Annotated in this window: 18 protein-coding genes and 2 tRNA genes; 10 read left to right on the top strand and 10 right to left on the bottom strand. The window is 33.7% G+C overall.

The features are described 5' to 3' along the window. Positions 1-19: 19 nt before the first annotated feature. Positions 20-1,252 carry an ATP-dependent Clp protease ATP-binding subunit ClpX gene (gene clpX, locus MR053_RS01360; protein ID WP_223551391.1) on the top strand — a complete coding sequence of 411 codons (1,233 nt, stop codon included), beginning with the start codon at positions 20-22 and terminating at the stop codon, positions 1,250-1,252. 235 nt (positions 1,253-1,487) lie between these two features. On the opposite strand, the gene MR053_RS01355 is transcribed toward clpX, so the two are convergent. Then, positions 1,488-3,002: a GH3 auxin-responsive promoter family protein gene (locus tag MR053_RS01355; RefSeq protein WP_223551390.1), complete on the bottom strand. Its 1,515-nt coding sequence runs from the start codon at positions 3,000-3,002 to the stop codon at positions 1,488-1,490. A gap of 42 nt (positions 3,003-3,044) precedes the next feature. On the opposite strand from MR053_RS01355, the gene MR053_RS01350 reads away from it, so the two are divergent. Then, positions 3,045-3,839 carry a DUF2797 domain-containing protein gene (locus MR053_RS01350; protein WP_242130715.1) on the top strand — a complete coding sequence of 265 codons (795 nt, stop codon included), beginning with the start codon at positions 3,045-3,047 and terminating at the stop codon, positions 3,837-3,839. 91 nt (positions 3,840-3,930) lie between these two features. Here the strand turns inward: MR053_RS01350 and MR053_RS01345 are convergent, their stop codons facing one another. Both MR053_RS01345 and MR053_RS01340 read right to left on the bottom strand, forming a co-directional pair. Then, a complete protein-coding gene (locus tag MR053_RS01345) occupies positions 3,931-6,615 on the bottom strand; it encodes an AsmA-like C-terminal region-containing protein (RefSeq protein WP_242130714.1) in 2,685 nt (894 codons plus the stop codon). A gap of 202 nt (positions 6,616-6,817) precedes the next feature. Further along, entirely contained in the window at positions 6,818-7,522 is a 705-nt protein-coding gene (locus MR053_RS01340; protein ID WP_242130713.1) for a queuosine precursor transporter, read from the bottom strand. A 72-nt stretch (positions 7,523-7,594) separates the two neighbouring features. Between MR053_RS01340 and folK the strand changes: the two genes are divergently transcribed. Beyond that, a complete protein-coding gene (gene folK / locus MR053_RS01335; RefSeq protein WP_242130712.1) occupies positions 7,595-8,725 on the top strand; it encodes a 2-amino-4-hydroxy-6-hydroxymethyldihydropteridine diphosphokinase in 1,131 nt (376 codons plus the stop codon). Between the two features lie 105 nt (positions 8,726-8,830). Here folK and hemG read toward each other — a convergent pair whose 3' ends face one another. The 3 genes from hemG to MR053_RS01320 all read right to left on the bottom strand — a co-directional run bounded on the left by hemG (position 8,831) and on the right by MR053_RS01320 (position 10,796). Then, entirely contained in the window at positions 8,831-9,412 is a 582-nt protein-coding gene (gene hemG / locus MR053_RS01330; protein WP_242130711.1) for a menaquinone-dependent protoporphyrinogen IX dehydrogenase, read from the bottom strand. A gap of 158 nt (positions 9,413-9,570) precedes the next feature. Continuing rightward, positions 9,571-10,230 carry a class I SAM-dependent methyltransferase gene (locus MR053_RS01325; RefSeq protein ID WP_242130710.1) on the bottom strand — a complete coding sequence of 220 codons (660 nt, stop codon included), beginning with the start codon at positions 10,228-10,230 and terminating at the stop codon, positions 9,571-9,573. 29 nt (positions 10,231-10,259) lie between these two features. Continuing rightward, positions 10,260-10,796, bottom strand: coding sequence for an RNA methyltransferase (locus MR053_RS01320; protein ID WP_242130709.1), 537 nt, complete (start codon positions 10,794-10,796; stop codon positions 10,260-10,262). 173 nt (positions 10,797-10,969) lie between these two features. On the opposite strand from MR053_RS01320, the gene mutS reads away from it, so the two are divergent. From mutS to MR053_RS01300, 4 genes are all read left to right on the top strand, one after another. Continuing rightward, positions 10,970-13,600 (top strand): DNA mismatch repair protein MutS, encoded by a 2,631-nt coding sequence (gene mutS / locus MR053_RS01315; RefSeq protein WP_242130708.1) that lies wholly within the window; start codon positions 10,970-10,972, stop codon positions 13,598-13,600. Between the two features lie 117 nt (positions 13,601-13,717). Next, a tRNA-Gly gene (locus tag MR053_RS01310) sits at positions 13,718-13,789 on the top strand. A gap of 38 nt (positions 13,790-13,827) precedes the next feature. Then, positions 13,828-13,912, top strand: a tRNA-Leu gene (locus MR053_RS01305). 480 nt (positions 13,913-14,392) lie between these two features. Then, a complete protein-coding gene (locus tag MR053_RS01300) occupies positions 14,393-15,715 on the top strand; it encodes an alpha-L-fucosidase (RefSeq protein WP_242130707.1) in 1,323 nt (440 codons plus the stop codon). Between the two features lie 197 nt (positions 15,716-15,912). On the opposite strand, the gene MR053_RS01295 is transcribed toward MR053_RS01300, so the two are convergent. Further along, positions 15,913-16,071, bottom strand: coding sequence for a hypothetical protein (locus MR053_RS01295; protein ID WP_242130706.1), 159 nt, complete (start codon positions 16,069-16,071; stop codon positions 15,913-15,915). Between the two features lie 167 nt (positions 16,072-16,238). Further along, on the bottom strand, positions 16,239-17,501 hold the full coding sequence (locus MR053_RS01290; RefSeq protein WP_242130705.1) for a 3-deoxy-D-manno-octulosonic acid transferase: 1,263 nt from the start codon (positions 17,499-17,501) through the stop codon (positions 16,239-16,241). A 126-nt stretch (positions 17,502-17,627) separates the two neighbouring features. Here MR053_RS01290 and MR053_RS01285 point away from each other — a divergent pair, with 126 nt between their 5' ends. Next, on the top strand, positions 17,628-18,761 hold the full coding sequence (locus tag MR053_RS01285; protein ID WP_242130704.1) for a DegT/DnrJ/EryC1/StrS family aminotransferase: 1,134 nt from the start codon (positions 17,628-17,630) through the stop codon (positions 18,759-18,761). Beyond that, the gene (gene galE / locus MR053_RS01280; protein WP_242130703.1) at positions 18,754-19,773 is read left to right on the top strand and encodes a UDP-glucose 4-epimerase GalE; all 1,020 of its coding nucleotides are present in this window, start codon (positions 18,754-18,756) and stop codon (positions 19,771-19,773) included. The genes MR053_RS01285 and galE overlap by 8 nt, the downstream gene beginning before the upstream one ends. A 52-nt stretch (positions 19,774-19,825) precedes the next feature. Here galE and MR053_RS01275 read toward each other — a convergent pair whose 3' ends face one another. Next, positions 19,826-20,941, bottom strand: a complete 1,116-nt coding sequence (locus MR053_RS01275) for a sensor histidine kinase (RefSeq protein ID WP_242130702.1) — start codon at positions 20,939-20,941, stop codon at positions 19,826-19,828. An 8-nt stretch (positions 20,942-20,949) separates the two neighbouring features. Continuing rightward, on the bottom strand, positions 20,950-21,744 hold the full coding sequence (locus tag MR053_RS01270; RefSeq protein WP_223549015.1) for a LytR/AlgR family response regulator transcription factor: 795 nt from the start codon (positions 21,742-21,744) through the stop codon (positions 20,950-20,952). Between the two features lie 523 nt (positions 21,745-22,267). On the opposite strand from MR053_RS01270, the gene MR053_RS01265 reads away from it, so the two are divergent. Beyond that, on the top strand, positions 22,268-25,339 hold the full coding sequence (locus MR053_RS01265) for a SusC/RagA family TonB-linked outer membrane protein (RefSeq protein WP_242130701.1): 3,072 nt from the start codon (positions 22,268-22,270) through the stop codon (positions 25,337-25,339).

Raw genomic sequence — 25,339 nt, 5'->3', positions numbered from 1 at the left:
GGGATTAAAAAAGTAATTAATGGCAAAAGAAGAATTAGAATGTTCGTTTTGTGGTAGAAAAAAGCCAGAAACCAACTTGTTAATTGCTGGGTTGGACGCACATATCTGTGATAGGTGTATCGAGCAGGCTCATGGTATTGTAATAGAAGAATCTAAGCAAAGCGACAGTAGTGATCTATCGGCTGAGCTTAAACTGCGTAAACCACAACAGATAAAGGACTTTTTAGATACTTACATTATAGGTCAAGAAGCCACAAAAAAAGTAATGTCGGTAGCAGTATATAACCACTATAAGCGTTTGTTGCAACCACAGTCTAATGACGATATTGATATTCAAAAAAGTAATATCATCATGGTGGGGCAAACAGGAACAGGTAAAACACTTATGGCCAAAACTATAGCTCGGATGCTTAATGTGCCTTTGGCCATTGTAGATGCTACAGTGTTAACAGAAGCGGGTTATGTTGGAGAAGATGTAGAAAGTATTCTAACACGTTTATTACAGGCTGCAGATTATAATCTGGATAAAGCCGAAAAAGGACTTGTATTTATTGATGAGATTGACAAGATTGCCCGTAAAAGTGATAACCCTTCCATAACCAGAGATGTTTCGGGAGAAGGTGTGCAACAGGCCTTATTGAAACTTTTAGAGGGAACTGTTGTTAACGTACCCCCAAAGGGTGGTAGAAAACATCCAGACCAAAAGTTTATTGAGGTGAATACCGAAAATATTCTTTTTATAGCGGGTGGTGCTTTTGATGGCATTGAACGCATCATTTCAAAACGTTTAAACATGCAGGCGGTGGGTTATAGTGCTTCAATGTCGGATGACGTTGTAGATCAAAACCATTTGTTGCAATATATCATTCCAAAAGATTTAAAGGATTTTGGACTCATCCCAGAAATCATTGGGCGTTTACCTGTTCTTACTTACATGGATCCATTGGATGCCAAAACATTACGAGCTATTTTAACAGAACCTAAAAATGCTATTATCAAGCAGTACAAAAAACTGTTTGCCATGGATGACATTGATTTTAGTATTACTGATGGGGCTTTAAATTTTATTGTTGATAAAGCCATTGAGTATAAGCTAGGTGCCCGTGGATTGCGTTCACTTTGTGAAGAGATTTTAACAGATGCTATGTTTGAATTGCCAAGTAGCGACGAGAAGAAATTTAATGTTACAAAACTTTATGCTGAGGAAAAATTAACAAAGACAACTCTAAAGAAATTAAAAGCGGTGTCTTAAAATATTTACATTGATATACAAAGAAAAACCACGCCAAAAGCGTGGTTTTTCTTTGTATGGATATAATTAAATAATAATCATTATGAGGAATTTTATCAATGCTATTAATAATTTATAGTCTAAAAATAGACTTAAATAATTGCCCTTCAAAAGTTTTTTAAAGCTTTTAGATAAGGCGAACAAATAATCGTCAAAAGACTTTAAGGCATGCCGTTAGTCGATTAAATAAGCAGGGTTACTGATTTAGGTGTAAGAGCTCCTCTAAGTAAATTCTAGTGTTGGATAATCTGGGTATTTTATGTTGTCCCCCCAACTTATTGTTTTGTTTTAACCAGTCGTAGAAAAGGTTTTGGCGTGCCACATGAATCGTTGGTTTGTTTAAGGTCATGTTGTTGTATCGTTTTGCCTCGTAGTCTGAGTTTAAGGCTTTTAAGGCATTGTCAAATAACTCTGTAAAATAATTAATGTCCTTAGGAGGAGTTTTAAATTCAATGAGCCATTCATGTGCTCCTTTTTCTTTGCCGTCCATAAAGATTGGAGCCGCAGTAAAATCTACAATATCAGCTTTGGTACGCTTGCATACTTTTTTAAGTGCTTCTTCTGCATTTTCAATGATTAACTCTTCACCAAAAACATTAATGTGATGTTTGGTCCTACCCGAAATTTTAATGCGGTAGGGGCTAAGCGAAGTGAACCTAATCGTGTCCCCTATTTTGTAACGCCACAAACCAGCATTGGTTGTTATAATAACCGCATAATTTATATTGAGTTTTACGTCACTAAGAGGAATAGCTTTTTCTTGTTCTGTGGCATAAATATCCATAGGAATAAATTCGTAAAAAATGCCATAATCCAGCATGAGTAACAATTCATCAGAATTATTCTGGTCTTGAATGGCGAAGAACCCTTCTGAAGCATTATAAATTTCGTAATATTTAAAATTGCTTTTGGGCAGTATGTTTTTGTACTGATTTATATATGGTGTAAAACTTACGCCTCCATGAAAATACACTTCTAGGTTAGGCCAAATCTCAAATAAATTAATCTTACCTGAAGTTTCAAGAACATTATTAAGGAGTACAAGCATCCATGAGGGTACACCAGCAAGACTGGTAACGTTTTCATGAATAGTTTCATCAACAATGGCCTGCATTTTATGTTCCCAATCGCTCATTAAAGAAACTTTATTGCTTGGGGTACTGCTAAATTCTGCCCAAAAAGGCATATTGTCAATTAATATGGCTGATAAATCACCGAAAACGGTTCCATTTTCTTTATATAATTCCTTGCTTCCACCTAATCGAAGGCTTTTACCGGTAAATAATTGAGAATCCTCATTGTTATTTAAATACATGCATAGCAAGTCCTTGCTGGCAGCATAATGACAATCTTCAAGCGATTCTTCACTAACAGGAATAAATTTGCTTTTAGAGCCCGTTGTGCCACTGGATTTGGCAAACCATTTTATTGGAGTAGGCCAAAAAATATTAGATTCCCCTCGCCTGGAGCGTTCTATGGTGTCTTGCCAACCTTCGTAATTTTTTATGGGGATGCGCTCGGCAAAAATGTCGTAATTTTTAATAGAAGCAAAGTCATATTGTTTGCCAATTTCGGTATGCTTTGCAAAGTCTAAAAGACTTAAAAGTAGTTCGTTTTGAACTTCATGGGGGTATTTAAGAAACAATTCAATTTGATGAAACCGCTTCTTTAAAAACCAAGAAGCAATAGAATTTACTAATGGAATTGACATATTTATATTATCTTTAAAATCCTAAAATAATACTTTTTTTTAATGTACTATCAAGGTGTTTTAACAAAAATGGAAACCGAGTTTTCTAAACCTATCCAATATTATTTGGTGTTTGAAAATGACTTCATCAATATAAATCAGTTGCTCAATAAAACCATAACTATTCAATTTGTTAAGTATCAATGTTTAAACTGTGGCGTAGATAAGCCTATATACCGTCAAGGATTTGATAAACAGTGTTTTTATGAAGTGCCCCAAGCAGCCGATTGGGTCATGCGCCCTGAATTAAGCACAGCGCATTTAGGAAAGGAAGACCGCGATTTGGAATATGAAAAACAAGTTCAATTGCAGCCTCATATTGTTTATTTAGCTAATTCTAGTAATGTAAAAGTGGGAGTAACCCGAAAAAATCAAGTACCTACCCGATGGATTGACCAAGGGGCGCATGAAGCTATTGAAATAGTAGAAGTTCCTAATCGTTATTTGGCTGGAATTACCGAAGTAGCATTAAAAGACCATGTGAGTGATAAAACTAATTGGCGTACTATGCTTAAAAATGAGATTAAGGATGAAGATTTGGTAGCATGGCGTGAGCGATTAAAACAATACATTCCTGATGAGGTTAAGGACTATTTCATAGAAACGAATACCGAAACCAACTTAGACTTTCCAGTGATTAAATTTCCTGAAAAGCCTAAAAGCTTAAATATTGTAAAACAGTTGGATTATAAAGATAAATTGGTTGGCGTAAAAGGACAGTACCTCATTTTTGAAGATGAAACGGTATTTAATATCCGCGCCAATGAGGGTGTTGTGGTTAAAATATCTATTCGTTAAGGTATCTTTTCTATTAAAAGTTGTTTCTTTCCCTTATTACGGGAAAGTGTCCAAAGAACAGAAAGGTTTAAACCATTTTGCAGCCATTTTACTAGTTTACCGTATCTTTCTGTGTTTTCTTTTGCCCACCTAATAAACCACCCAAAACATTCTTAATTTTTTTCTCTGGTGTTTTTGTTGAATCGGTTGGTATGGAGTCGGTTTGAGTACCCTGGGGTTTTATGATGCCACTTAATATATCTTTAACCGAATTATCTTGCAGTTTCTTTATGGAATCCGTTTTTGTTTTGTTAGCGCCAACAATATCTCCTAACATATTTTTTACCTTGTCTTTGCTTTGATTGAGCAATTTTTGCTTTTCGATTTTTATGAGTTGTTGTGTTAAGTTTTTAACGCCACTCGAAAGGTCTGTTTTAACAGTCGGATTGGTGAAAGAACCTGTTATTTTGGCCGTAACGGGGATAGAAAGGCTATTGGCTTCAACCATATCTATTTTACCAATAAGGCGGTTAACATCACTGCCCAAATATTTAGTGGGGACATTAAAAATAGCTTTGTAGTCTACAGTTTTATCAAAACCGTGAGTGCCCGAAATTTCAATAGCAATATCTTCATATTTCAATTTAAATGGTTTAACGGCAACTTTGCCATCGGCAAATTCAAATTGCGTTTTTAAATCGTTTAAATTTAATGTGTCAAAATCTATAAAATTTAGTGCACCTTCAAGGCTGCTAATTAGTTTGGATTGATCTGTATTGAACTTAGTGCTTAACAATTCTGCTAAGGCATTTCCTGTAACCGAACTTAAAACAGGAGAGAAATCGTTGTCTAAATTTCCTTTTAAAGTGATATTGGTATTTAGTTTACCTTGAAGCAGCTTGGCGATAGGCGCCAAATTTTGAAGTAGTTCCATACCATTAAAAGATTTGGCAATATCAAAATCGTTGGCGTTTAAGTTTAGGTTAAAATTAGGGGTTTTACCTTTAGTTGTTACATCACCTGCCAAGGCCAGAGCACCATCGAACATGCTAGAGGTCAAGTTATATAAAGATGCTTTTTGATCTTTTATGACAAGGGTACCTTTAACATCTTTTAAGTTCAAATTATCATAAACAACAGTATTTGCATTAGCATTTATGGTGCAATCCAAAAAGGCTGGAATTTTTAATGATTCATCTTCGTTAATGATTTTCTTCTTTTGGGTTGCTACATTTTCAGTCATAAAATCACTAACCTTAAATAGTGATGAGTTGACTTTAAAATCGCCTTGCAAATTACCGTCACTTAACAAAAAACCTAATAGATTTTTAATGGTTCCTGTAGCGTTTAAGTCACTATCACCCGTTTTGACTTTAAAATTATTTAGAGATACCGTGCCTGTATTAAAGTCCATATTGGCTTCTGTAATGTGAATTGGGTTTGCAATAGCTTCAGATGAAAAAATAAAATCAGTAATGCTTACAGAGCCACTGTTTTTAATCCGGGCGTAAGCATTGGTTTCAATAGCCTTCATATCGAAAGCCGTATTGAAGTTACCTCTTAAAATACCGGTTAAAGGGGTTTCTAATGTTATGGGGTAGGCTTTAGCAATGTTAGCTAAGTTTAAAACTCCATTAATGTTAGCATTCACCAACATGTTTTTGGTAAGGTTTTTTAAAGTTGCAGACGATTTAAAAACGTCACCGTCAATTATAAAATCTAGTGTTTTAATATCAACAAAAGTGTCATCGACGTTCCCAGTAGTGTTTTTTATAAAGGTGCTAATATTAATATTACTAACTCGTTTTGGTAAGTCAGGGTATTTAAAGGAAGCGTTATTTGAGGTAATGGAAATGTCAAAGTTGGGAATGGTTTCTTCAGAACTTAGTCCTTTTATAGTACCTTTTATTTTAAAATCACCGGTAGTTTGAACATTTTCAATATTTTTCGAATATACCTTAGGTATTACAGCTAGGAAATTTTTGAAATCAGATTCAGGATTTTCAAAAGTAATATCGATATCCTGTCCGTTATCCAATTGCTGTATATGACCTTTGAATTCAATGGGCAATTCATTTATAAACCCTTGGTTTTCTTTAAAAGTATAGGTGTTGTTGCTTAAGTCTAATCCAATTAAAGCATCTAGTTTAATAGTGTTGTTACTCAAATAATTCGTGCTGTCTATACTTAAACTAACATTAGCTTCGCTGGTGGTCTCCAATTCCGAAGTTTCTGAAGAAAAAATACCATGACCAGCATGGTTAAGTTTAGTAATATAAACGGATACATTGGTGCCTTCATCAATATAAGTTAATGCGCTATTATTTATGCTGTAATCTTCAATATTTAAAGCAAAGTTATTTTTATTGCCTTTAGGAGATACTGTATTATCGGTTTTAGTGATATCGTAATTGTTATTTCCAAATTCATCAGTTTTTAAAGCCAATAAAACCTCATCAACACTTATGGAGTTAATAACTATAGGTTCTTTGTTGATGTCCTTAAACAATTCTTTAATAGACATGCTAAAAGCAATGCCTTTGGCAGTGGCTAAAGTTTCATCCTTAAAAGGTTCAAAATTTGTAATGACCAAATCATTAACGTTTACATGGGCTTTTGGAAAACTTCTAATAAAACTCAAGCTAACATCATTAAATTCCACTTTAGCATTAAGGTTGTCATTTATAACCTTTTTAACCATATCAGTTATTTTGCCTTGAAAGGCAAAGGGAATTGCTATTAGAAGTCCTAGAACAATTAATAGTGTAATGCCAATGATTTTAAAATTTTTTTTCATCTGTTTAAATTTTATGGTTTTTATAGGTCAGATGTAATTCGCCAATAATCATTTAGGTTGGTATCAACTTCCTGTTATGTCTCATTTCATATTGGGGATTTATAGGATCTTATTTTTTTGAAATTTAGCTCAAAAGAATATACGTAGAAAAGTTGTTAAAGGTTGAAAAATGTATCTTATCATTTTGTTAAGGTTTGAAGTTTTAGAGCAAATCAATCTCTTCATTTACTTTTAACTTAAATCTTCTTCTAAAAAAGTAAACACCAATATATAAAAAAGGTGTATCGCAAGCCGCTACAATTACTTTAAATAAAAAGCCACTAACTAGCAATCCTTTAAAGTTTACCCATTCAATGATACCAAAAGAGCATAGTAAGAACACTATAGTAAAGGTGTCAACAAATTGGGAAAACCAAGTAGAAAAGTTATTACGAAGCCATAAATATTTACCTTGAGTTAATCTTTTCCAAAAATGATAAATCTGTATATCAATAAACTGGGCAAATAAGTAGGTAAGCATACTAGCAAAAACTGCTATGACTGAGTTTCCAAATACTTTTGTAAACAACTCATCATTAACATAAGACCATGATGTTGCAGGAACTTTACTAGCCACCAAAATGATTAACAAGGAAAACAGCGATGCAAATATTCCGGTAACCACAACATCGTTAGCTCGTTTTTTGCCATAAATCTCACTAATTAAATCGGTGATTAAAAAGGTAAGAGGGTAGGGTAATATGCCCACCGATATTTCAAAAAGCTTACTGCCAAAAAATTCAATATCAAAAGGATACCAATAAAAGAATTTTTGAAAGATCAGGTTGGAGACAACCAATGAGGTTATAAATAGCGCACCTAGCAAAATATAAATGCGTTGTGCTGCGAGTTTGTCTTTTGGTGTCATTTATAATTGTGAATAAATAGGTCTTGTAAATATAATGGATTAAAAATTGTTTTAGTTATTTTGCTTTTTACTATGGTAAAAGCAATGACATATCATATTGCATTGGGCAGTAATAAAGGAGATAAATTTAAGTATCTACAAGATGCCATAGATTTAATTTTTGAGCGTATAGGTACTATTAAATTAATATCAAAAGTCTATAAGTCAGCTGCTTTTGGTTTTGAGGGTGATGATTTTTTTAATTGCTGCTTGGTCATGGAAAGTGATTTTGAACCACAACAGGTTTTGGATCATCTGTTGGCTATTGAACACACATTGGGTCGGGTGCGTACTGATAGTGATAAATATGAAGCCCGAACAATAGATTTGGATATTGTTTTTGCTGAAGACCTAATTATTGATACTAATACCCTGCAAGTACCGCATCCCGAAATGCAAAAGCGTCAATTTGTTTTGCGACCACTTAATGATTTAGCATCAAAAATGATGCACCCAAAGTTAAAAAAAAAGGTATCGGATTTATTGGGGGAATGTAAAGATGAATTGGTATTGGAACATACTAAATTATGGTTAAAAAATCCAAGTAAACAATTAGGCTTCTCTAAATATAATTATATTGCCATTGAGGGAAATATTGGCGCAGGAAAAACCAGTTTGGCTACCAAAATATCTAATGATTTTAATGCAAAGCTGATTTTGGAGCGTTTTGCCGACAACCCCTTTCTACCCAAATTTTATGAAGAACCAAATCGCTATGCTTTTACTTTGGAAATGTCCTTTTTGGCCGACCGTTACCAACAAATAAGTGAGGACCTATCACAACTTGATTTGTTTAAGGATTTTATGGTAAGTGATTACGATGTGTTTAAATCATTGATTTTTTCGAAGATTACCTTACAAGAAGATGAATTTAACCTTTATCGTAAGCTATTTTATTTAATGTATAAGGATATTACCAAGCCCAATTTGTATGTGTATTTATATCAAAATACCGAACAGTTAAAACAGAACATAAAAAAACGTGGTCGTGACTATGAACAAAACATAGCCAATGAGTACCTTGAAAAAATCAATGCAGGTTACCTCGATTTTTTAAAAACCCAATCGGATGTTAAGGTTAAAATAATTGATATTTCCAATAGAGACTTTTTGGCTAACCGTAAAGATTATTTATGGGTATTGAATGCCATTTGTGGGGATTGATTTGAGTTGTGTTTATTGGGGTTTTGAAAGTGTAAGTTAGAATTTTAAAGCTGCTAATTCTCGATTAAGTACTTGTGCAGTATTTTTATGCTGATTCAGGCATATTTAATTTTCTATTATTGAAGCCGTATGTTCTTTCGTATGTTCTTGTTTGTTTTTATAGTTTTCGATTATTTTTAACCCAAAATCGTTCACCTTTTTCCAGTCGGTAAATTCAATTGGTTCTTTTGATTTAGTTGGACCATTAGTTAACTTCATAATTAGTTTAATCATTATTTTGTCAAAAAAAGAATAAGATTCATAGTCCAGCTTCCCAGCAAAAACTTCCATGAAATTCGCCTCCCATCCAATTTCTTTAAGAAATTTTATCATATAAGGATTTGTGTTGACTCCATTTTTCTCTTTTTTTCTTGCTACAAGATTAACAGAGAATAAGGCGGTTTGTATGACATTAAGCTTGTCCTTGTTATTTAAAATCAATTCGTAAACTTTGCTGTTATGCTTGCCATATCTAACACTTGCTCCAATTATGATCGTATGGCATTCAAATAAATCATTATTAAAGTCGTCAATAGAGTACAATTCTGTTTCTATTTGGTTTTTTCTAAAAAATAAATTTAATTTTTCACAAATCTTCTTGGTTTGGCCATCTACTGAAGAATAAATTATTCCAATCTTATGTTTCATAAAGCTATTTAGTTTGATAAGCTTTTTGTTTTAAACACAACGTTAAGTTATGGTTGTGTTTTAATAAACAAACTATATCGATAGATAAACGAAATTAGATTTTTTTGAGTTTAGAATCAAGTTAAATTATGTATAAAAATTTTCATTAAAAGGTTGAATTAAAACATTTTAAGTAGTAATGTTACAATTTGTCCTTTTTTATTTTCTAAAATGTATTCACCAAGTTGTTTTTTACCTTTAACCATTAAATTAAAAGGAGCTTCTAGAACATTAACACCACTATTTTGTTTTAATCGAATGCCTTGTCCCGAAATGATATCTTTATTAGGGGTAAAATCACCCATTGGGATGTGTTCGGTTAAAATAATGTATTTATATACTTTTAATCGACCTATAATACTTTGTATTTCTGTATTCGACAAATGTTGTAATACCTGCCTAAGTATAACGCAATCTGCTTTTGGAAGTTTGTCTTTGGCAATGTTCAAGCAATGAAACTCTAAGTTTTTATCTTTGTATAGTTTTTTGTTTCTTTCAATAAGGGATTCAACAATATCTATGGCGACGTATTTTTTTGCATAAGGAGCCAGTTGTCTGCCAATATTGAAATCTCCGCAGCCTAAATCACAAATAACTAAAGGTTTGTGTAAAGATCTTAAAAAAGTGTTTACAGCATTTAAATAGGGGGTTACAATGTTTGGGTCATGTGAGCCTTCACCAGAATAAAAATCGAAATTCTCACCTCCCCAGAGTTTCATATCGTAAATCTGGGTCATGGCAGCTTTGGTGGGCCAGGGCTTTTTAGCTTTATTTATCATTAGTTTAAGCTTTCAGCAACTGTGTCTTTCTAATTTTGTGGCTTTAACTTTGAATATACATCCCAAATTACCACTCCACAACTTACAGAAATGTTTAGTGAGTGCTTGGTGCCGTATTGTGGAATTTCAATTACCACATCACTAGCGCTAACCACTTTTTGCGCAACGCCTTTTACCTCGTTGCCAAAGATCAAAGCATATTTAGTATGAGATTCTGGATTAAAATCGTTAAGCATGGTGGCGTTTTCAACTTGTTCTATAGCACAAATCTTTACGCCTTCTACTTTTAGCTTTTCAACCAATTCCAATGTATCCTTAACATATTCCCAATCAACTGTTTCGGTACTTCCTAAAGCGGTTTTATGGATGTCCTTATGTGGTGGAGTTGCCGTAATACCACAGAGGTAAATTTTTTCAATTAAAAATGCATCGCTGGTTCTGAATACAGATCCTATATTGTTTAAGCTCCTAATGTTGTCCAATACAATAATGAGGGGTGTTTTTTTAGCCGCTTTAAAGGAGTTTAAACTCAAGCGATCCAATTCACTATTTTTTAGTTTTCTCATATTGTTTTATTAAGTTATTTTTACAGTGGCATATAGATTTTAAATAGATTATTGTTAAAATCTCGGTTTAATTGTAGATAACTTCTGTGGTGTCAACTTCATAAAACTTGAAATTAGTGCTACATTGCATGCTACTATTTTCGCAAAAGTAATATTTAAAAAACAAAACCCCATTGGCAAAAAAAGTAAAAAAGGAAACGCCGTTAATGAAGCAGTACAATGCCATAAAGGCCAAATACCCTGATGCGTTGTTGTTGTTTCGTGTGGGCGATTTTTATGAAACCTTTGGTGAAGATGCTGTTAAAGCTGCTGGTATTTTGGGTATTATTTTAACCAAACGCGGTGCCGGTAGTGAAAGTGAAACAGAGTTGGCCGGGTTTCCACACCATTCACTAAACACCTATTTGCCCAAATTGGTTAAGGCTGGTGAGCGTGTAGCTATTTGTGACCAATTGGAAGACCCCAAACAAACTAAAACCATAGTAAAGCGTGGTGTTACCGAATTAGTAACTCCTGGTGTAGCATTAAACGATGAGGTATTGGTCTCTAAATCGAATAACTTTTTGTGCTCGGTGTATTTTGATGCCTCAACACATTCAGCAACAAAATATATAGGAATTGCATTTTTAGATATCTCTACAGGTGAATTTTTGACCTCTCAAGGCAATGCTGAGTATATTGATAAATTACTTCAAAATTTTAACCCTAGTGAGGTGTTGGTATCTAAACAGAAACGAACTTTATTCCTTGAGACGTTTGGGCCTGATTTCCATAACTTTTATTTAGAAGATTGGGTTTATCAAACCGATTATGCTTACGAAACCTTAATCAAACATTTCAATACCACAACGCTTAAAGGCTTCGGGGTTGAGGATTTATATGAGGGTGTCATTGCGTCTGGTTCTATTCTGCATTATTTAAGTGAAACCCAACATCATAAACTACAACACATTACCTCTATTTCCAGAATAGCTGAAGATGATTATGTGTGGATGGATAAGTTTACTATACGTAACCTAGAACTTTACCATTCAACTAATAATAATGCTGTAACATTGCTAAACGTAATAGATAAAACCATCTCGCCTATGGGAGGCAGGATGTTAAAGCGTTGGTTGGCCTTGCCCTTAAAAAGTTTAGATAAAATTAAGCAACGCCATGAAGTAGTCTGCTTTTTGACCAAAAATAAAACAGAGCTTCAGAAAATACAGCATCATATTAAGCATATAGGTGATTTAGAACGGTTAATTTCCAAAATAGCAACTGGAAAAGTGAACCCCCGAGAGGTCATTCAACTTAAAAATTCCTTGGAAGCCATTGTACCCATAAAAGCTTTGGCTTCAAATTGTAAAAATGACTCTTTAGGGGTTATTGGTGATAATTTACAAAGTTGTGAGGTGCTTCGTGAAAAAATAAAGGAAACTTTAAATGAAGAAGCACCTGTAAATGTATTAAAAGGAAATACCATTACTTCCGGTTTTTCTCCAGAATTGGATGAGTTAAGAAACCTGTCAAAATTAGGAAAAGATTATCTGGATGATATGCTTGAACGTGAAACGGAACGAACAGGTATCACGTCGCTTAAAATAGCATCAAACAACGTTTTTGGCTATTATATTGAAGTGCGAAATACACATAAAGATAAAGTGCCTGCAAATTGGATTAGAAAGCAAACCCTTGTAAATGCAGAACGTTACATAACCGAAGAACTTAAAACTTATGAGGCTAAAATCCTAGGAGCAGAAGAACGTATTTTGTCTATAGAACAACAGTTGTTTTCAGAATTGGTAGCTTGGATGAACCAATATATCAAAGCGGTTCAACAAAATGCCCAGTTAATAGGTCAATTAGATTGTATGTGTGGGTTTGCACAATTGGCAAACGAGAATAATTATGTGTACCCAATCATTAACGATGGTTTTAATCTGGATATTAAAGAGGGACGCCATCCTGTTATTGAAAAACAATTGCCTATTGGTGAAGCTTATATCGCTAACAATCTATTTTTAGACAACACTTCACAACAAATCATCATGATTACGGGACCCAATATGTCGGGTAAATCTGCTATTTTGAGGCAAACCGCTTTAATTGTGCTTTTAGCCCAAATAGGAAGTTTTGTGCCAGCTCAAGAAGCCAAAATCGGATTGGTAGATAAAATCTTTACAAGGGTAGGTGCCAGTGATAATATATCTATGGGAGAAAGTACCTTTATGGTAGAGATGAATGAAACAGCATCTATTTTAAATAATATCTCCAGTAGAAGTTTGGTGTTATTGGATGAAATTGGGCGAGGAACCAGTACCTATGATGGGATTTCCATAGCCTGGGCTATTAGTGAGTACCTACATGAGCATCCGGCCAAACCAAAAACCTTGTTTGCAACACATTACCACGAACTTAACGAAATGACCGAAACTTTTGAACGAATTAAAAATTTCAATGTTTCAGTAAAAGAATTAAAAGACAATGTATTGTTTTTAAGAAAATTGGTTGAAGGGGGTAGCGCACATAGTTTTGGTATTCATGTGGCTAAAATGGCAGGCATGCCCCAACAGGTGTTACATAAAGCCAATAAGATTTTAAAGAAACTGGAGCAATCCCATTCTAGTGAAGAGCTTGCCGAGAAGGTAAAGTCCTTTAATAAGGAGATGCAACTTAGTTTTTTTAATCTTGACGATCCGTTGTTGGAAAATATTAAAGACGAGATTTTACATACCGATATAGATACCCTTACCCCTGTAGAAGCGCTTATGAAGCTTAATGAAATTAAGCGCATGTTGGTTAAGAAAAAGCAGGCCTAAAATAAATTCTATTTATTTTTATAAAAGGCTTTGGTTTTAGTAGAAATATTTTAAATTTGCATCCGCAATCGAAAGATTGAAAGCCTGTTTGTTACAGGTAGTTCATTTAAATAAATTGCGAAAGTAGCTCAGGGGTAGAGCATCACCTTGCCAAGGTGAGGGTCGCGGGTTCAAATCCCGTCTTTCGCTCTGCTTTTTATAAAAGTCCAAGTAATTAACTTTACTATGCAGAAGTGGTGGAATTGGTAGACACGTTGGACTTAAAATCCAATGGCCATTATGGCCGTGCGGGTTCAAGTCCCGCCTTCTGTACTTTCTGGGACAAATCTAATTTTTTAGATTTGTCCCTTTTTTTTTATTCCTTTGTAAACCCTTGTTGACACTAGCAATCTTTAAAAGGATTGGGTTGATATCAGCGGTTCGAACTTTATTTTCTTCAAATTGGAATTTTTCTGGAAATATCGAACCGATAAGCTCCCGTTTTAACCCAGTATCAGTATTAGAAAACGGATTGTTAAATCTCCTTTAAGTTTTTTATACCCACTAAAGCATCTTTTACTTGATTTTGTTAAAATATGTAGTTTTACGCTAAGCTTGAAATTTTATCTATATTTGATTAGTTGTGTAAAAGGAATCGTATAAAACGAATTTGCAGTTTGGATTAAAAATCAGTGATTTTCTTTTGGGCTCAACGAACTAACTTAATGCAAAACATAGTGTGTAAGCATTAAGCATGTGGGATTTAATTAGTACAGATAAAGTTTAATAGTTGAAGCAAAAATATAGTTTAGAATGAAATTACGTATAACGTTAGCATTTGTCTTGATAAGTGTATTTTTAGTAAAGGTTAATGCACAAGAGGTAAAACCATTAAATCTAAACAAGCCTGAAAGAGAGCAATGGTTTACAGACTTGGGTTTTGGAATGTTTATCCATTGGAGTATGGATGTTCAATTAGGAATGGTTATAAGTCATAGTATGGTTGGTGCTTCGAACGATTATCTTAACAGGTATATAAATGAACTTCCTAAAACCTTCAATCCTGTAAATTTTGATGCAAGAGAATGGGTGAGTGCAGCTAAGCTAGCAGGTATGAGATATATTGTTTTTACAGCCAAGCACCATAACGGCTATTGCATGTATGATACTAAAACAACCGATTTCAACATAATGAATAGTCCTTATGGTAAAGATGTTACAAAGATGCTTGTTGATGCTTGTCGTGAGGCTGGTATAGCAGTAGGGCTATACTTTTCTCCAGATGATTTTTATTTTCTACATAAACAAGGAACACTCATATCAAGGGTGCGAGAGGAGGCTCTTGCTAGTAGTAATCCTGAATTAAACGCCTATGTAAAAAAACAAATGAAAGAGCTTATGACGAATTATGGAAAAATTGATATTGTCTTTTTGGATGGTATGGAACAATTTTCAAAAACAGAGTTGGCCAAGGTGTGCTGGGATATAAATCCAGATGTGGTCGTTACCCGGGGAGCTATGGAAACCCCTGAGCAGGAAACTCCTGAAACCCCAATTCCTTCCCCTTGGGAGGCGTGCTACACTTTTGGAGATCAATGGCAATATAGACCCACAAATGAAAATTATAAAACAGCTAAAGATGCCATTCTTAAACTTATTGAAATAAAAGCAAAAGGAGGTAACTTATTATTAAATTTTGGTCCAGATGCATTCGGTAATTTTCCAAAAGAACAACAAAGTGCTTTAAATGAAATTTCTTTATGGATGTTTATTAATCAAGAGGCATTTAATCAAACCGAGCCACATCATACTATTAAGGAGGGTAACATGTGGTTTTTAACATCTAAAGATAAAAAAACAGCATATGTGTTTATAGATACGGACGAATGGAAATATGGTGATCGTAAATTATTTAGTATTGAAACATTGAAAGCTACAAAAAAGAGTCAAATTTTTGTTTTGGGCCACAATGGAATAGTTAAAGAATATGACAAGAATGTGGATCCAGCTCCTGTTATTAAACAAACAAACGAAGTAATGGAGATATCGATTACAAGGTCTCAGCGAATCTATAATGACCGTAAATGGAACAACCCAATTGTTGTAAAAATAACAGAATTAGATATAAGTGAGTAAACAAACTCCACGACATTAATATATTTTAAAAGTAGACAGGGATAGGTTTTAAATCTATTTTGATGATTCAAAATGGAATAGTCCCCGATAAAAAAGAACACTTCCAATATTTTGGTAGCGTTTGTTTAAAGTATTGGTTTCAACCTATAAAAAGACCGTTTTAAAACGGTCTTTTTTTATGGATACTATGAAGTTTTTTATTCTTCCTTTTTTATGGCATCGCCGACTGCTTCAACAGCATCTTCGGCTGCTTCTACAGCATTTTCAGTAGCTTCAGCGGCTTCATCCATAGCTTTTCCAGCTTCTTCTAATGCTCCTTCGATAGCTTCAGTTGCATTTTCAATAGTAGCTTCCATAGTGTCTGATTTTTTAGTATCTCGACATGAAGTAAAAGATAATACTAGTGCAAGTACAAGCACCACACTTAATAATGTATTTTTCATAATTTTCAATTTAGGTTAATTGTTTTTAAGTCAAAAGCCAATTTTAAAATTTTTGTTCACAAATTATATTTTCTGGCATACTATATACGTAGATAATCCAGTATTTGGATGACGGCACCTTTATTTTCTTTAATATAGTCTTGATTTTTTATACCACTAATCGATCGAAAATTAGAGTTTTGAAGTAATTTGTTTAGAATGGAATTAAATTCATTTGTGTCTTTAATCGAAAACATCCCACCCTTGGTAATCATAGCTTTGGCTTCTGGGAATTTTTGATGATGGTTTCCTATTATAATGGGAACGCCAAATACAGCAGGTTCTAAGGTGTTATGCAATCCTGTATTGCCTATGGCACCACCTACGTAGGCAATATCTGCATAACTGTAAATTTTAGAAAGCAAGCCAATAGTGTCAATAATTAAGACCTGACTATTAGCCAATGCATCTTTCTTTTTTTCAGAAAATAGTACAGACGTAGTATTGATCTGGTTTTTAAGTCTTTGTATTTGATTACTTTTTATATTGTGTGGAGCTATAATAAATTTAGTGTCTTTTGAAGCTTCTGTATTAATGTAATTTATAAGTAGTACCTCATCTTCAGGCCAAGTGCTACCAGCAACAACACACAGTTTGTCTTGTTTAAAGCTTTCCATAAAATCAAGAGCGTTATTTTGTTTCAACTGATTGGAAACCCTATCAAATCGTGTGTCTCCTGTAACAGTGACATCAAGGTAATTAATAGATTCTAAAAGTGTCTTTGAATTTTCGTTTTGGGTGAAAATATGTTCAAAAGCTAATAATGCATGCCTAAACAATCCACCATAAAATTTAAAAAAACGTTGATTTTTTCTAAATGCAGCAGAAATTAAGATGGCCCTTAAGTGTCTCTTGTTGATTTCATTCAAATAGTTGGGCCAAATATCATACTTTACAAATATTGTAAGGTCAGGGTTAACAATATCCAAAAAGCGTCTCGCATTTTGTTTGGTGTCCAATGGAAGATAAACAACGCAATCTGCGACTGGGGAATTCTTTCTAATTTCATAGCCGGACGGTGAAAAAAAACTAAGTATTATTTTATGTCTTTTATAATGATTCCTTAGCTCATTAAAAACAGGTAGCCCTTGTTCGTATTCACCAAGCGATGCGCAATGAAACCATAAGGTTTTGTCTCCTTGATTTAAATGTTCCTTAAGAATACTGAAGGTTTTAGAACGACCTTTAACTCCCAAAGCAATTTTTAGGTTAAAATTTGCAATGGATTTTAGTCCTAAATTAGCTAATCTTATAATATTGTCATATAAAACCCCCAATCCTATATTGTTTGTGCTAAAATACATTTCTTTAGAAGAAAACTATAAATAAACAGTATGAATTTTGTAATTTTGTGGGCTCAAAAATGACATACAAAATGCAAATCTAATTATGGTCATCCAGGTTAGATTTTGGTTCTTTAAACATAAAATATGAAGAAAATCCAAATGGTTGACCTTAAAGGTCAGTACTCCCAAATAAAGGATGTCGTTAATCCTGCTATACAAGAAGTTATTGAAAACACTGCTTTTATAAATGGCCCAAAAGTCCACCAGTTTCAGAAGAACTTGGAACATTATTTAGGCGTAAAGCATGTTATACCTTGTGCCAACGGAACGGATGCGCTTCAAATAGCTATGATGGGGCTTGGGTTAAAACCAGGCGATGAGGTTATTACTGCCGATTTCACTTTTGCAGCTACTGTAGAAGTTATTGCTTTATTGCAATTAACACCAGTTTTAGTTGATGTAAATGAAGACGATTTCAACATTAATATTGAGGCTGTTAAAAAGGCTATTACACCCAAAACCAAGGCCATTGTACCAGTACACTTATTTGGACAATGTGCAAATATGGAAGCTATAATGGAGATAGCCCATGCACATAATCTGTATGTAATTGAAGATAATGCACAAGCCATTGGTGCTAATTATACCTATAAAAATGGAAAAAAGGTAAAAGTGGGTACCATTGGACACGTTGGGGCGACTTCTTTTTTTCCATCCAAAAATTTAGGTTGTTATGGTGATGGAGGTGCTATTTTTACCAATGATGACACCTTAGCTAATACCATTAGGGGGATTGTTAACCATGGAATGTATGAACGTTACCATCATGATGTAGTAGGTGTAAATTCTAGGTTAGATAGTATTCAAGCCGCAGTTTTGGATGCAAAATTACCGCATTTAGATAGCTATAATACAAAACGAATTGAAGCGGCTAATAAGTATGATAGGGCTTTTAATCAAGTACCTAATATTGAAGTTCCTGTAAGAACAGGAGGTTTAGATAATCACGTGTTCCATCAGTATACATTAAAATTAAAAGATATAAATAGGAATGCTTTGGCTAAGCATTTAAATGAAAAAGGGATTCCTTTTGGGATATATTATCCTATACCGCTTCACAAACAAAAGGCATATGCCGATGTGCGATATAATGAAGCGGATTTTGTTGTGACCAATCAATTGGTTAAAGAGGTTATTTCTTTGCCTATGCATACTGAATTGGACGACGAGCAAATTGAATATATAACATCAACAATAATTAAATTTATAAATGGATAAAATATTAGTTACGGGAGGATTAGGGTTTATAGGATCACATACCGTTGTAGAATTACAAAATGAAGGATTCGAGGTTGTTATTATTGATGATTTATCCAACTCGTCTATTAGTGTTTTAGACGGTATTACTTCGATTACAGGTAAGAAACCTGTTTTTGAAAAGTTGGATTTAAAAGATAAAGCAGGTGTAGATGTTTTTTTTAATACCCATAATGATATTAAAGGAGTTATCCATTTTGCTGCTAGTAAAGCCGTTGGTGAAAGTGTTGAAAAACCGTTATTGTATTACGAAAACAATATAAATACCTTGGTTTACTTACTGAAACAATTAGAACAGTTACCAACAGCTTCATTTATTTTTAGTTCCTCCTGTACGGTTTATGGTCAGGCAGACAAATTGCCAATAACAGAAAATGCGCCGGTAAAACAAGCAGAATCACCATATGGTAACACCAAGCAAATAGGAGAGGAAATAATTAGAGATACTTGCAAGGTTACACCAAATTTAAAAGCTATAGCCCTGCGTTATTTTAATCCTGTAGGGGCACATGAATCAGCTAACATAGGAGAGCTCCCTATAGGGGTTCCTCAAAATTTAGTGCCTTTTATCACCCAAACAGGAATAGGCTTGCGTGAGCAACTGTCTGTTTTTGGAGATGATTACCCAACTCCCGATGGTACTTGTATTAGAGACTATATACATGTGGTTGATTTAGCAAAAGCTCACGTTGTAGCACTTAAGCGTTTGTTGGAAAATAAGAATAAAGCCAATTATGAAACATTTAATCTTGGAACAGGTAAGGGTAGTTCAGTTTTAGAAGTGGTTAAGGCCTTTGAGCGTGTTTCAGGTAAAACACTCAATTATAAAATTGTAGGCAGAAGGGAAGGGGATATCATTTCGGCTTATGCAGATACTACAAAAGCTAATGAAGAATTAGGCTGGGAAACAAAACTAACCTTAGACGATGCCATGCGCTCTGCTTGGAAATGGGAGCAGAAGATAAGAAGCTGATTTAAATTTTACATATTGAGAAAGGGCTGCTTATTAAGCAGCCCTTTCTTTGTTATTGATAGTCTTCACTTATTTCGGAGATTGAATATTGAATAGGGAAAATAATTTCGGTTATCACCCTGCTCTCATGATTATAGATTTTTAAATCATATTCAGTTTTGTATAGTGTTTTCAGTCGTTCATTGATGTTGCTTATCCCATTACCTTTTTTTAATAAAGCAAAAAGGGATTCGTTTATTTGTTTACCAGTGTTTTCAATTTTAATTTTAAGTTTTTCCTTGGCTTTTTTAATTGAAATATTAACATCAATGGTTTTATGGACGTTACTATAGCCATGTTTGGTGGCATTTTCAATAATGGGTTGCAAAATCATATTAGGCACTAATACGTTTTCTAAACTATCTTCAACATCAATAGTAAAGGTTAGTTGATCGGAAAAGCGTGTTTTTTTTATATGGATGTATTTTTTAAGTATGTCTAACTCCTCCTGTAATTCAATTAAGTTTTGGTCTTTTTTATCCAAAACATTTCTTAAGAGATCGCCTAAATCGACAATCATAGTTTTAGATTTTTCAGTATTGATATCTATCAATGAATGAATGCCATTTAAGGTGTTAAATAAAAAATGGGGATGCATTTGTGTTTGTAGAAACCTTAAATGGGCTTGAGATAATTTATCCTGCAATTTTATAGTTCTTAATTCGCTCTCTTGTGTTTTTTTAAAGTAGTAATACATGTATATAATGGTTACTAAAGAGATATAAATTAAAAAATGTAAATCTATAAGTCGAATAAAATGTATAACCATATCACTTAAGTCATTTTTCATATCAGCTTCTGTGGTACTTAATAAATCAATTCCCCATGAAATTCCTAGAGTGAAAGCACCAATAAAGAATGAGAAGAATAAATGAATGATAACTATATGTAAAAATTTTACTTTTTTAACAAATAAGTATTTGGTTGTCATGGCTATAAAAATCATAAAGACGGTAATAAGACACCAATCCAAAACATTTCCAAAAATGAAATTTCCCCAGGCTGTGTCTCTACCATGATAAATTCTCAAATACGCATTTTTAAATGAGTAAATAATGACGAAAACAGCATATACAAGAGACAAAATGCCTATAAGCTTAAAGTCGATGTGTTTTTTTAAGTTTCTCATCGTGAAATTTATATACCCATTTTTTTCTGAAACTCTTTTTTGTGAGTCTTACTTATTCTAAATAATTTTTCATCTTGCATTTTTACATCAATCTCACCATAATTGGAATATAATACTTCCTTAATTAAGGCTATATTAATAATTGTCGATCTATGTATACGTTGGAACTTATTTGCTTTAAGTTGATCGAATAATGAATTTAAGGACTCTCTTAAAACGTATTTCTTTTGTTCGGTATAAATTTCGGCATAATAACCCGATGCTAGAATATATTTTATATCATCTTTATTTATAAATGAGATTTTCCCGTTGGCCTTTATGGCCAATTTGGTTTGTTTTACTTCTGAAAACTCCTGATTGGGATTTTCAATATATTTTAATAGGTTGGTTATTTTTTTGCTTAAACCATTGGATTTATTAGAATTGAAAAGTTCAATAACCCGGTTTGTAGATTGAAAAAAGCGTTCATCCTTAAAAGGTTTCAACAAATAATCAAAAGCAAAAAAATCGAAAGCCTTTAAGGCAAATTCATCAAAAGCGGTTATAAATATGACCAAAGGCATATTGTTTTGATCTATTTCCTTTAAAATATCAAACCCAGTCATATCTGTAATTTTAATGTCTAAGAAAATTAAATCTGGCTTTATTGAGTTGATTTTTGCGATAGCCTCTTTTCCAGAGCTGCACTCATCTATAACCTCAATGTCCTTAATATCATTTAATAGGTTAGAAACACGCTTTCTAGCCAAAAATTCATCATCAATTATTATTGTTTTAATAGGACTAACCATAGGAATTGGCATTAATCAAGGTCTAAACTAGCATAAAAAAATGACTTAGCATGAGTGAATTTGTGTTGTTTGCATCAATTAATAAGCAACTCATATCATTTTAATCACTACAAACTTCAAAAAAATATATGTTCACATCAATATTGGAGCAATTTATTTCTGCTAGTTGTAAAAACGGTTTATTATTTTTAAATAACTGAATATAAGTGAGTTAAAATATTTTTATTCGAAATTTAAATATTCAAAGGTTAATTTATAATAACTTAAGTTTAATTGTATCATAAAAAGCTTATTCTACCCCATTTTATAAATAGGTCAAATCATAATTTTGTTAAGCGTACAATTAAACCATTTCCTTTACTAATGCAATTGTAAAAGGTAAGGTGGTTTAGAACTTTACTTATACACGCTGAGGTTTTCGCTAAACTTTAGTTTTTATTTTTTAGTATCGAATTTTTTTGAATTAGTCCTTAAAAAAAATCTTCGCCGCCTACCTTTCTTACAATCTGCTTAGACTAACTCAAATTTAAATAATATGAAAACAAAGTTTCACAGAATGCTGGCACTGTTCCTAGCGTTAGCTGTGCAATTTTCTTTTGCACAAGAAAAAACGGTTACGGGTAAGGTTTCAGATGGAAATGGATTACCATTGCCAGGGACAACCGTTTTAATTAAAGGTACTACTACAGGTACTTCAACTGATTTCGATGGTAATTATTCCATTCAAACTAGACAAGGACAAACACTAGTCTTTAGTTTTGTGGGCTATACTACCCAAGAAATTGCTGTTAGCTCATCAAATACCATTGATGTTACCTTAACAGAAGATGCCGAGTCTTTGGAAGAAGTGGTTGTAATAGGTAGTGCCCAAGGAAAATCAACAAAAGAACTAAGTTTCTCGGTTGGGCAGGTTAAAAATGATCTTTTGGAGAATGTTCCTGCAACCGATGCCGCTTCAGCATTGCAAGGTAAAATTGCTGGTTTGTCTGTGACGCCTTCAGGGGGTAATCCAGGCAGTAATGTGTCTATTCAATTGAGAACAGCTAACTCATTGGCCACAGGACAAGATCCTTTAGTTATTGTTGATGGCGTTATTTTGGAAGGTGGATTGGCCGATATTAACACTGAAGATATTGATAGAATTGAAGTAGCCAAGGGCGCTGCGGGAGCTTCTTTATATGGGTCTAGGGCTTCCAATGGGGTTATTCAGATTTTCACTAAAAGAGGAAAAGGAAATAACAAGGTTAATGTGACTTATAGAACGGAACTTGGTTGGAAAAATATACTCGATAAGTATGATTTAGCAACAACACACCGCTTTAAGTTAACGGCTGATGCTTCTGCATTCGATTTAACTAGTGGCTCACGAGAAGTAGATGCAGATGGTTTATCCGATAACCCTTACCCAGGAACTAATTACGACTATCAAGGTGAAGTTTTTGAAACGGGGATTTATAATACACATTATGCCTCTGTTACTGGAGGAAATGAAAATGCTAGGTATCTATTTTCTTATCAAAGACTTCAGGATGAAGGTATATTAGCGTTAGTAGAGGACTATAGAAGAGATAATTTTAGGTTGAACTTGGATAATACCATTTCAGAAAAAATTAAATTAAAAACATCATTCTTCTATAGTAATTCCAATAGGGATGCATCCATAAATGGAGGTACAACCTCTGAAAATCCTTTGTTCGAAGCCTTGATTACGGAGCCTATTTACGATTGGCAAGCACTGAATGAAGAAGATGGATCACCTTACAATTTTGATAGTAATACGTTCGATCCAAACATTTATAATCCTCTATATGAATTGGCCAATAGGGATTTGGTTGAAAAGAGAAACCGATTTTTAGGCAATGTATCCTTAGACTATCAGGTATTGCCTTGGTTAAAGTTAAACGGTGCCTATTCAGTAGACTTCGAAAACAACGCCTTTGAAGATTATATCCCTAAGGGGTATTTGTCAGCCAGTCCAGATGGACAAGCACAGAATATTGGATTTATTCAGCGATCAACATTTAATGGTAGGGCTCAAAACATTAGGTTCAACAGTTTAATAACCAAATCTTTTGGAGCTGATGATGATTATAACCTAAGCTTAAGATTGAGTTATCTGCATGAACGCTATATTAATGAATTTAATAATGCAGAAGGGTATAATCTTGCTGTATCCGATATCCGTTCTTTAGATAATATTTCAGATAGACCTTCTGTCTCTTCGGCCACCCAAGAAATTTTAACGGACAGTTATTTTGCTGTTGCAGATTTCGATTATCAAAAGAAATACATATTTAGTGGTGTTATAAGACGTGAAGGTTCTTCTTTATTTGGTCCGGATACCAGATGGGCAAACTATTTTAGAACAAGTTTGGCCTATCGTATAACAGAAGATATAGAAATCCCTAGCATTCAGGAATTAAAATTGCGAGGTTCTTATGGTACTGCCGGTATTAGGCCAACATACGAAATGCGTTTTGAAACTTTTGCTTTGCAAAATGGATCTCCTACCAAATCCACTTTAGGAAATAATGAATTAAAACCTGCAAAAACTGGAGAGTTGGAACTTGGTATTAATGTGGATTTCTTGGATCGTTTTTCTTTTGAATTCAATTATGTGAAAGCAAAAACCGATGATCAAATTTTAAGAGTACCCTTATCGGCAGCAACTGGTTTTGGAGCACAGTGGCGTAATGCAGGTGAAATAGACGCCACCACCTATGAGGCGTCTCTTAATGCCAATATTATAAAAAATGATGATTTTTCATGGGATTTGGGCATTATTTGGGACAAATCCAAACAAAAGATTAGTCGTCTAGATGTTCCATCATACTTAACTGGGCCTGGAGCACAGGAAACGACATTGTTTAGAATTGAGCAAGGTCAAAATTTTGGTGTCATGTACGGTAATATATTTATTAGAAGTTTGTCCGATTTGCCTACTGGGTTGGATCCTAATAACTATGCCATTAATGAGTTTGGTTATGTGGTTGATGCCGCTACAGGAAGTACAGCTGTAAAACAAGTAGATAGTGGAGGTAATGAATTCTTTGTTATGGGTGATATTACGCCAGATTTTAGAATGGCATTCAATACCACTTTAAAGTATAAAAATTTAGCATTTTATGCTCTTGTCGATTGGAAACAGGGTGGCGATATTTATAATAAAACCAAGCAGTGGTTATATAGGGATGGTAGACATTTAGATATTACCAGTGGCTTGCCGTATAACTTTTTCCAAGGTTTATACAATACCAATTTGGCGAGCTCTGCTTTTGTAGAGGATGGTACTTTTGTTAAGTTAAGAGAACTTTCACTTTATTACACTCTTAAAGGTGATGCGCTAGGAAACGTTGGAAACTTTGTCAACAATGTCAAGTTTGGCTTTGTTGGAAGGAACCTATTTACCATTACAAATTACTCTGGTTTTGATCCTGAAATCACAACGCAATCTGAAACTAACAGAGCTAATTTAACGTCTAGGGATACAGATGGTATTGGTAGTGATGTGAATACCCCTGGAGGTGATCCTAATGTTTTTAAGATTGATAATTTCCCATATCCTTCAACAAGAACATTTAGTTTTTCTGTACAATTAACCTTTTAA

Source organism: Aestuariivivens marinum, assembly GCF_022662175.1.
Lineage (GTDB): Bacteria > Bacteroidota > Bacteroidia > Flavobacteriales > Flavobacteriaceae > Aestuariivivens > Aestuariivivens marinum.
This window is presented reverse-complemented; position numbering and strand designations above follow the sequence as displayed.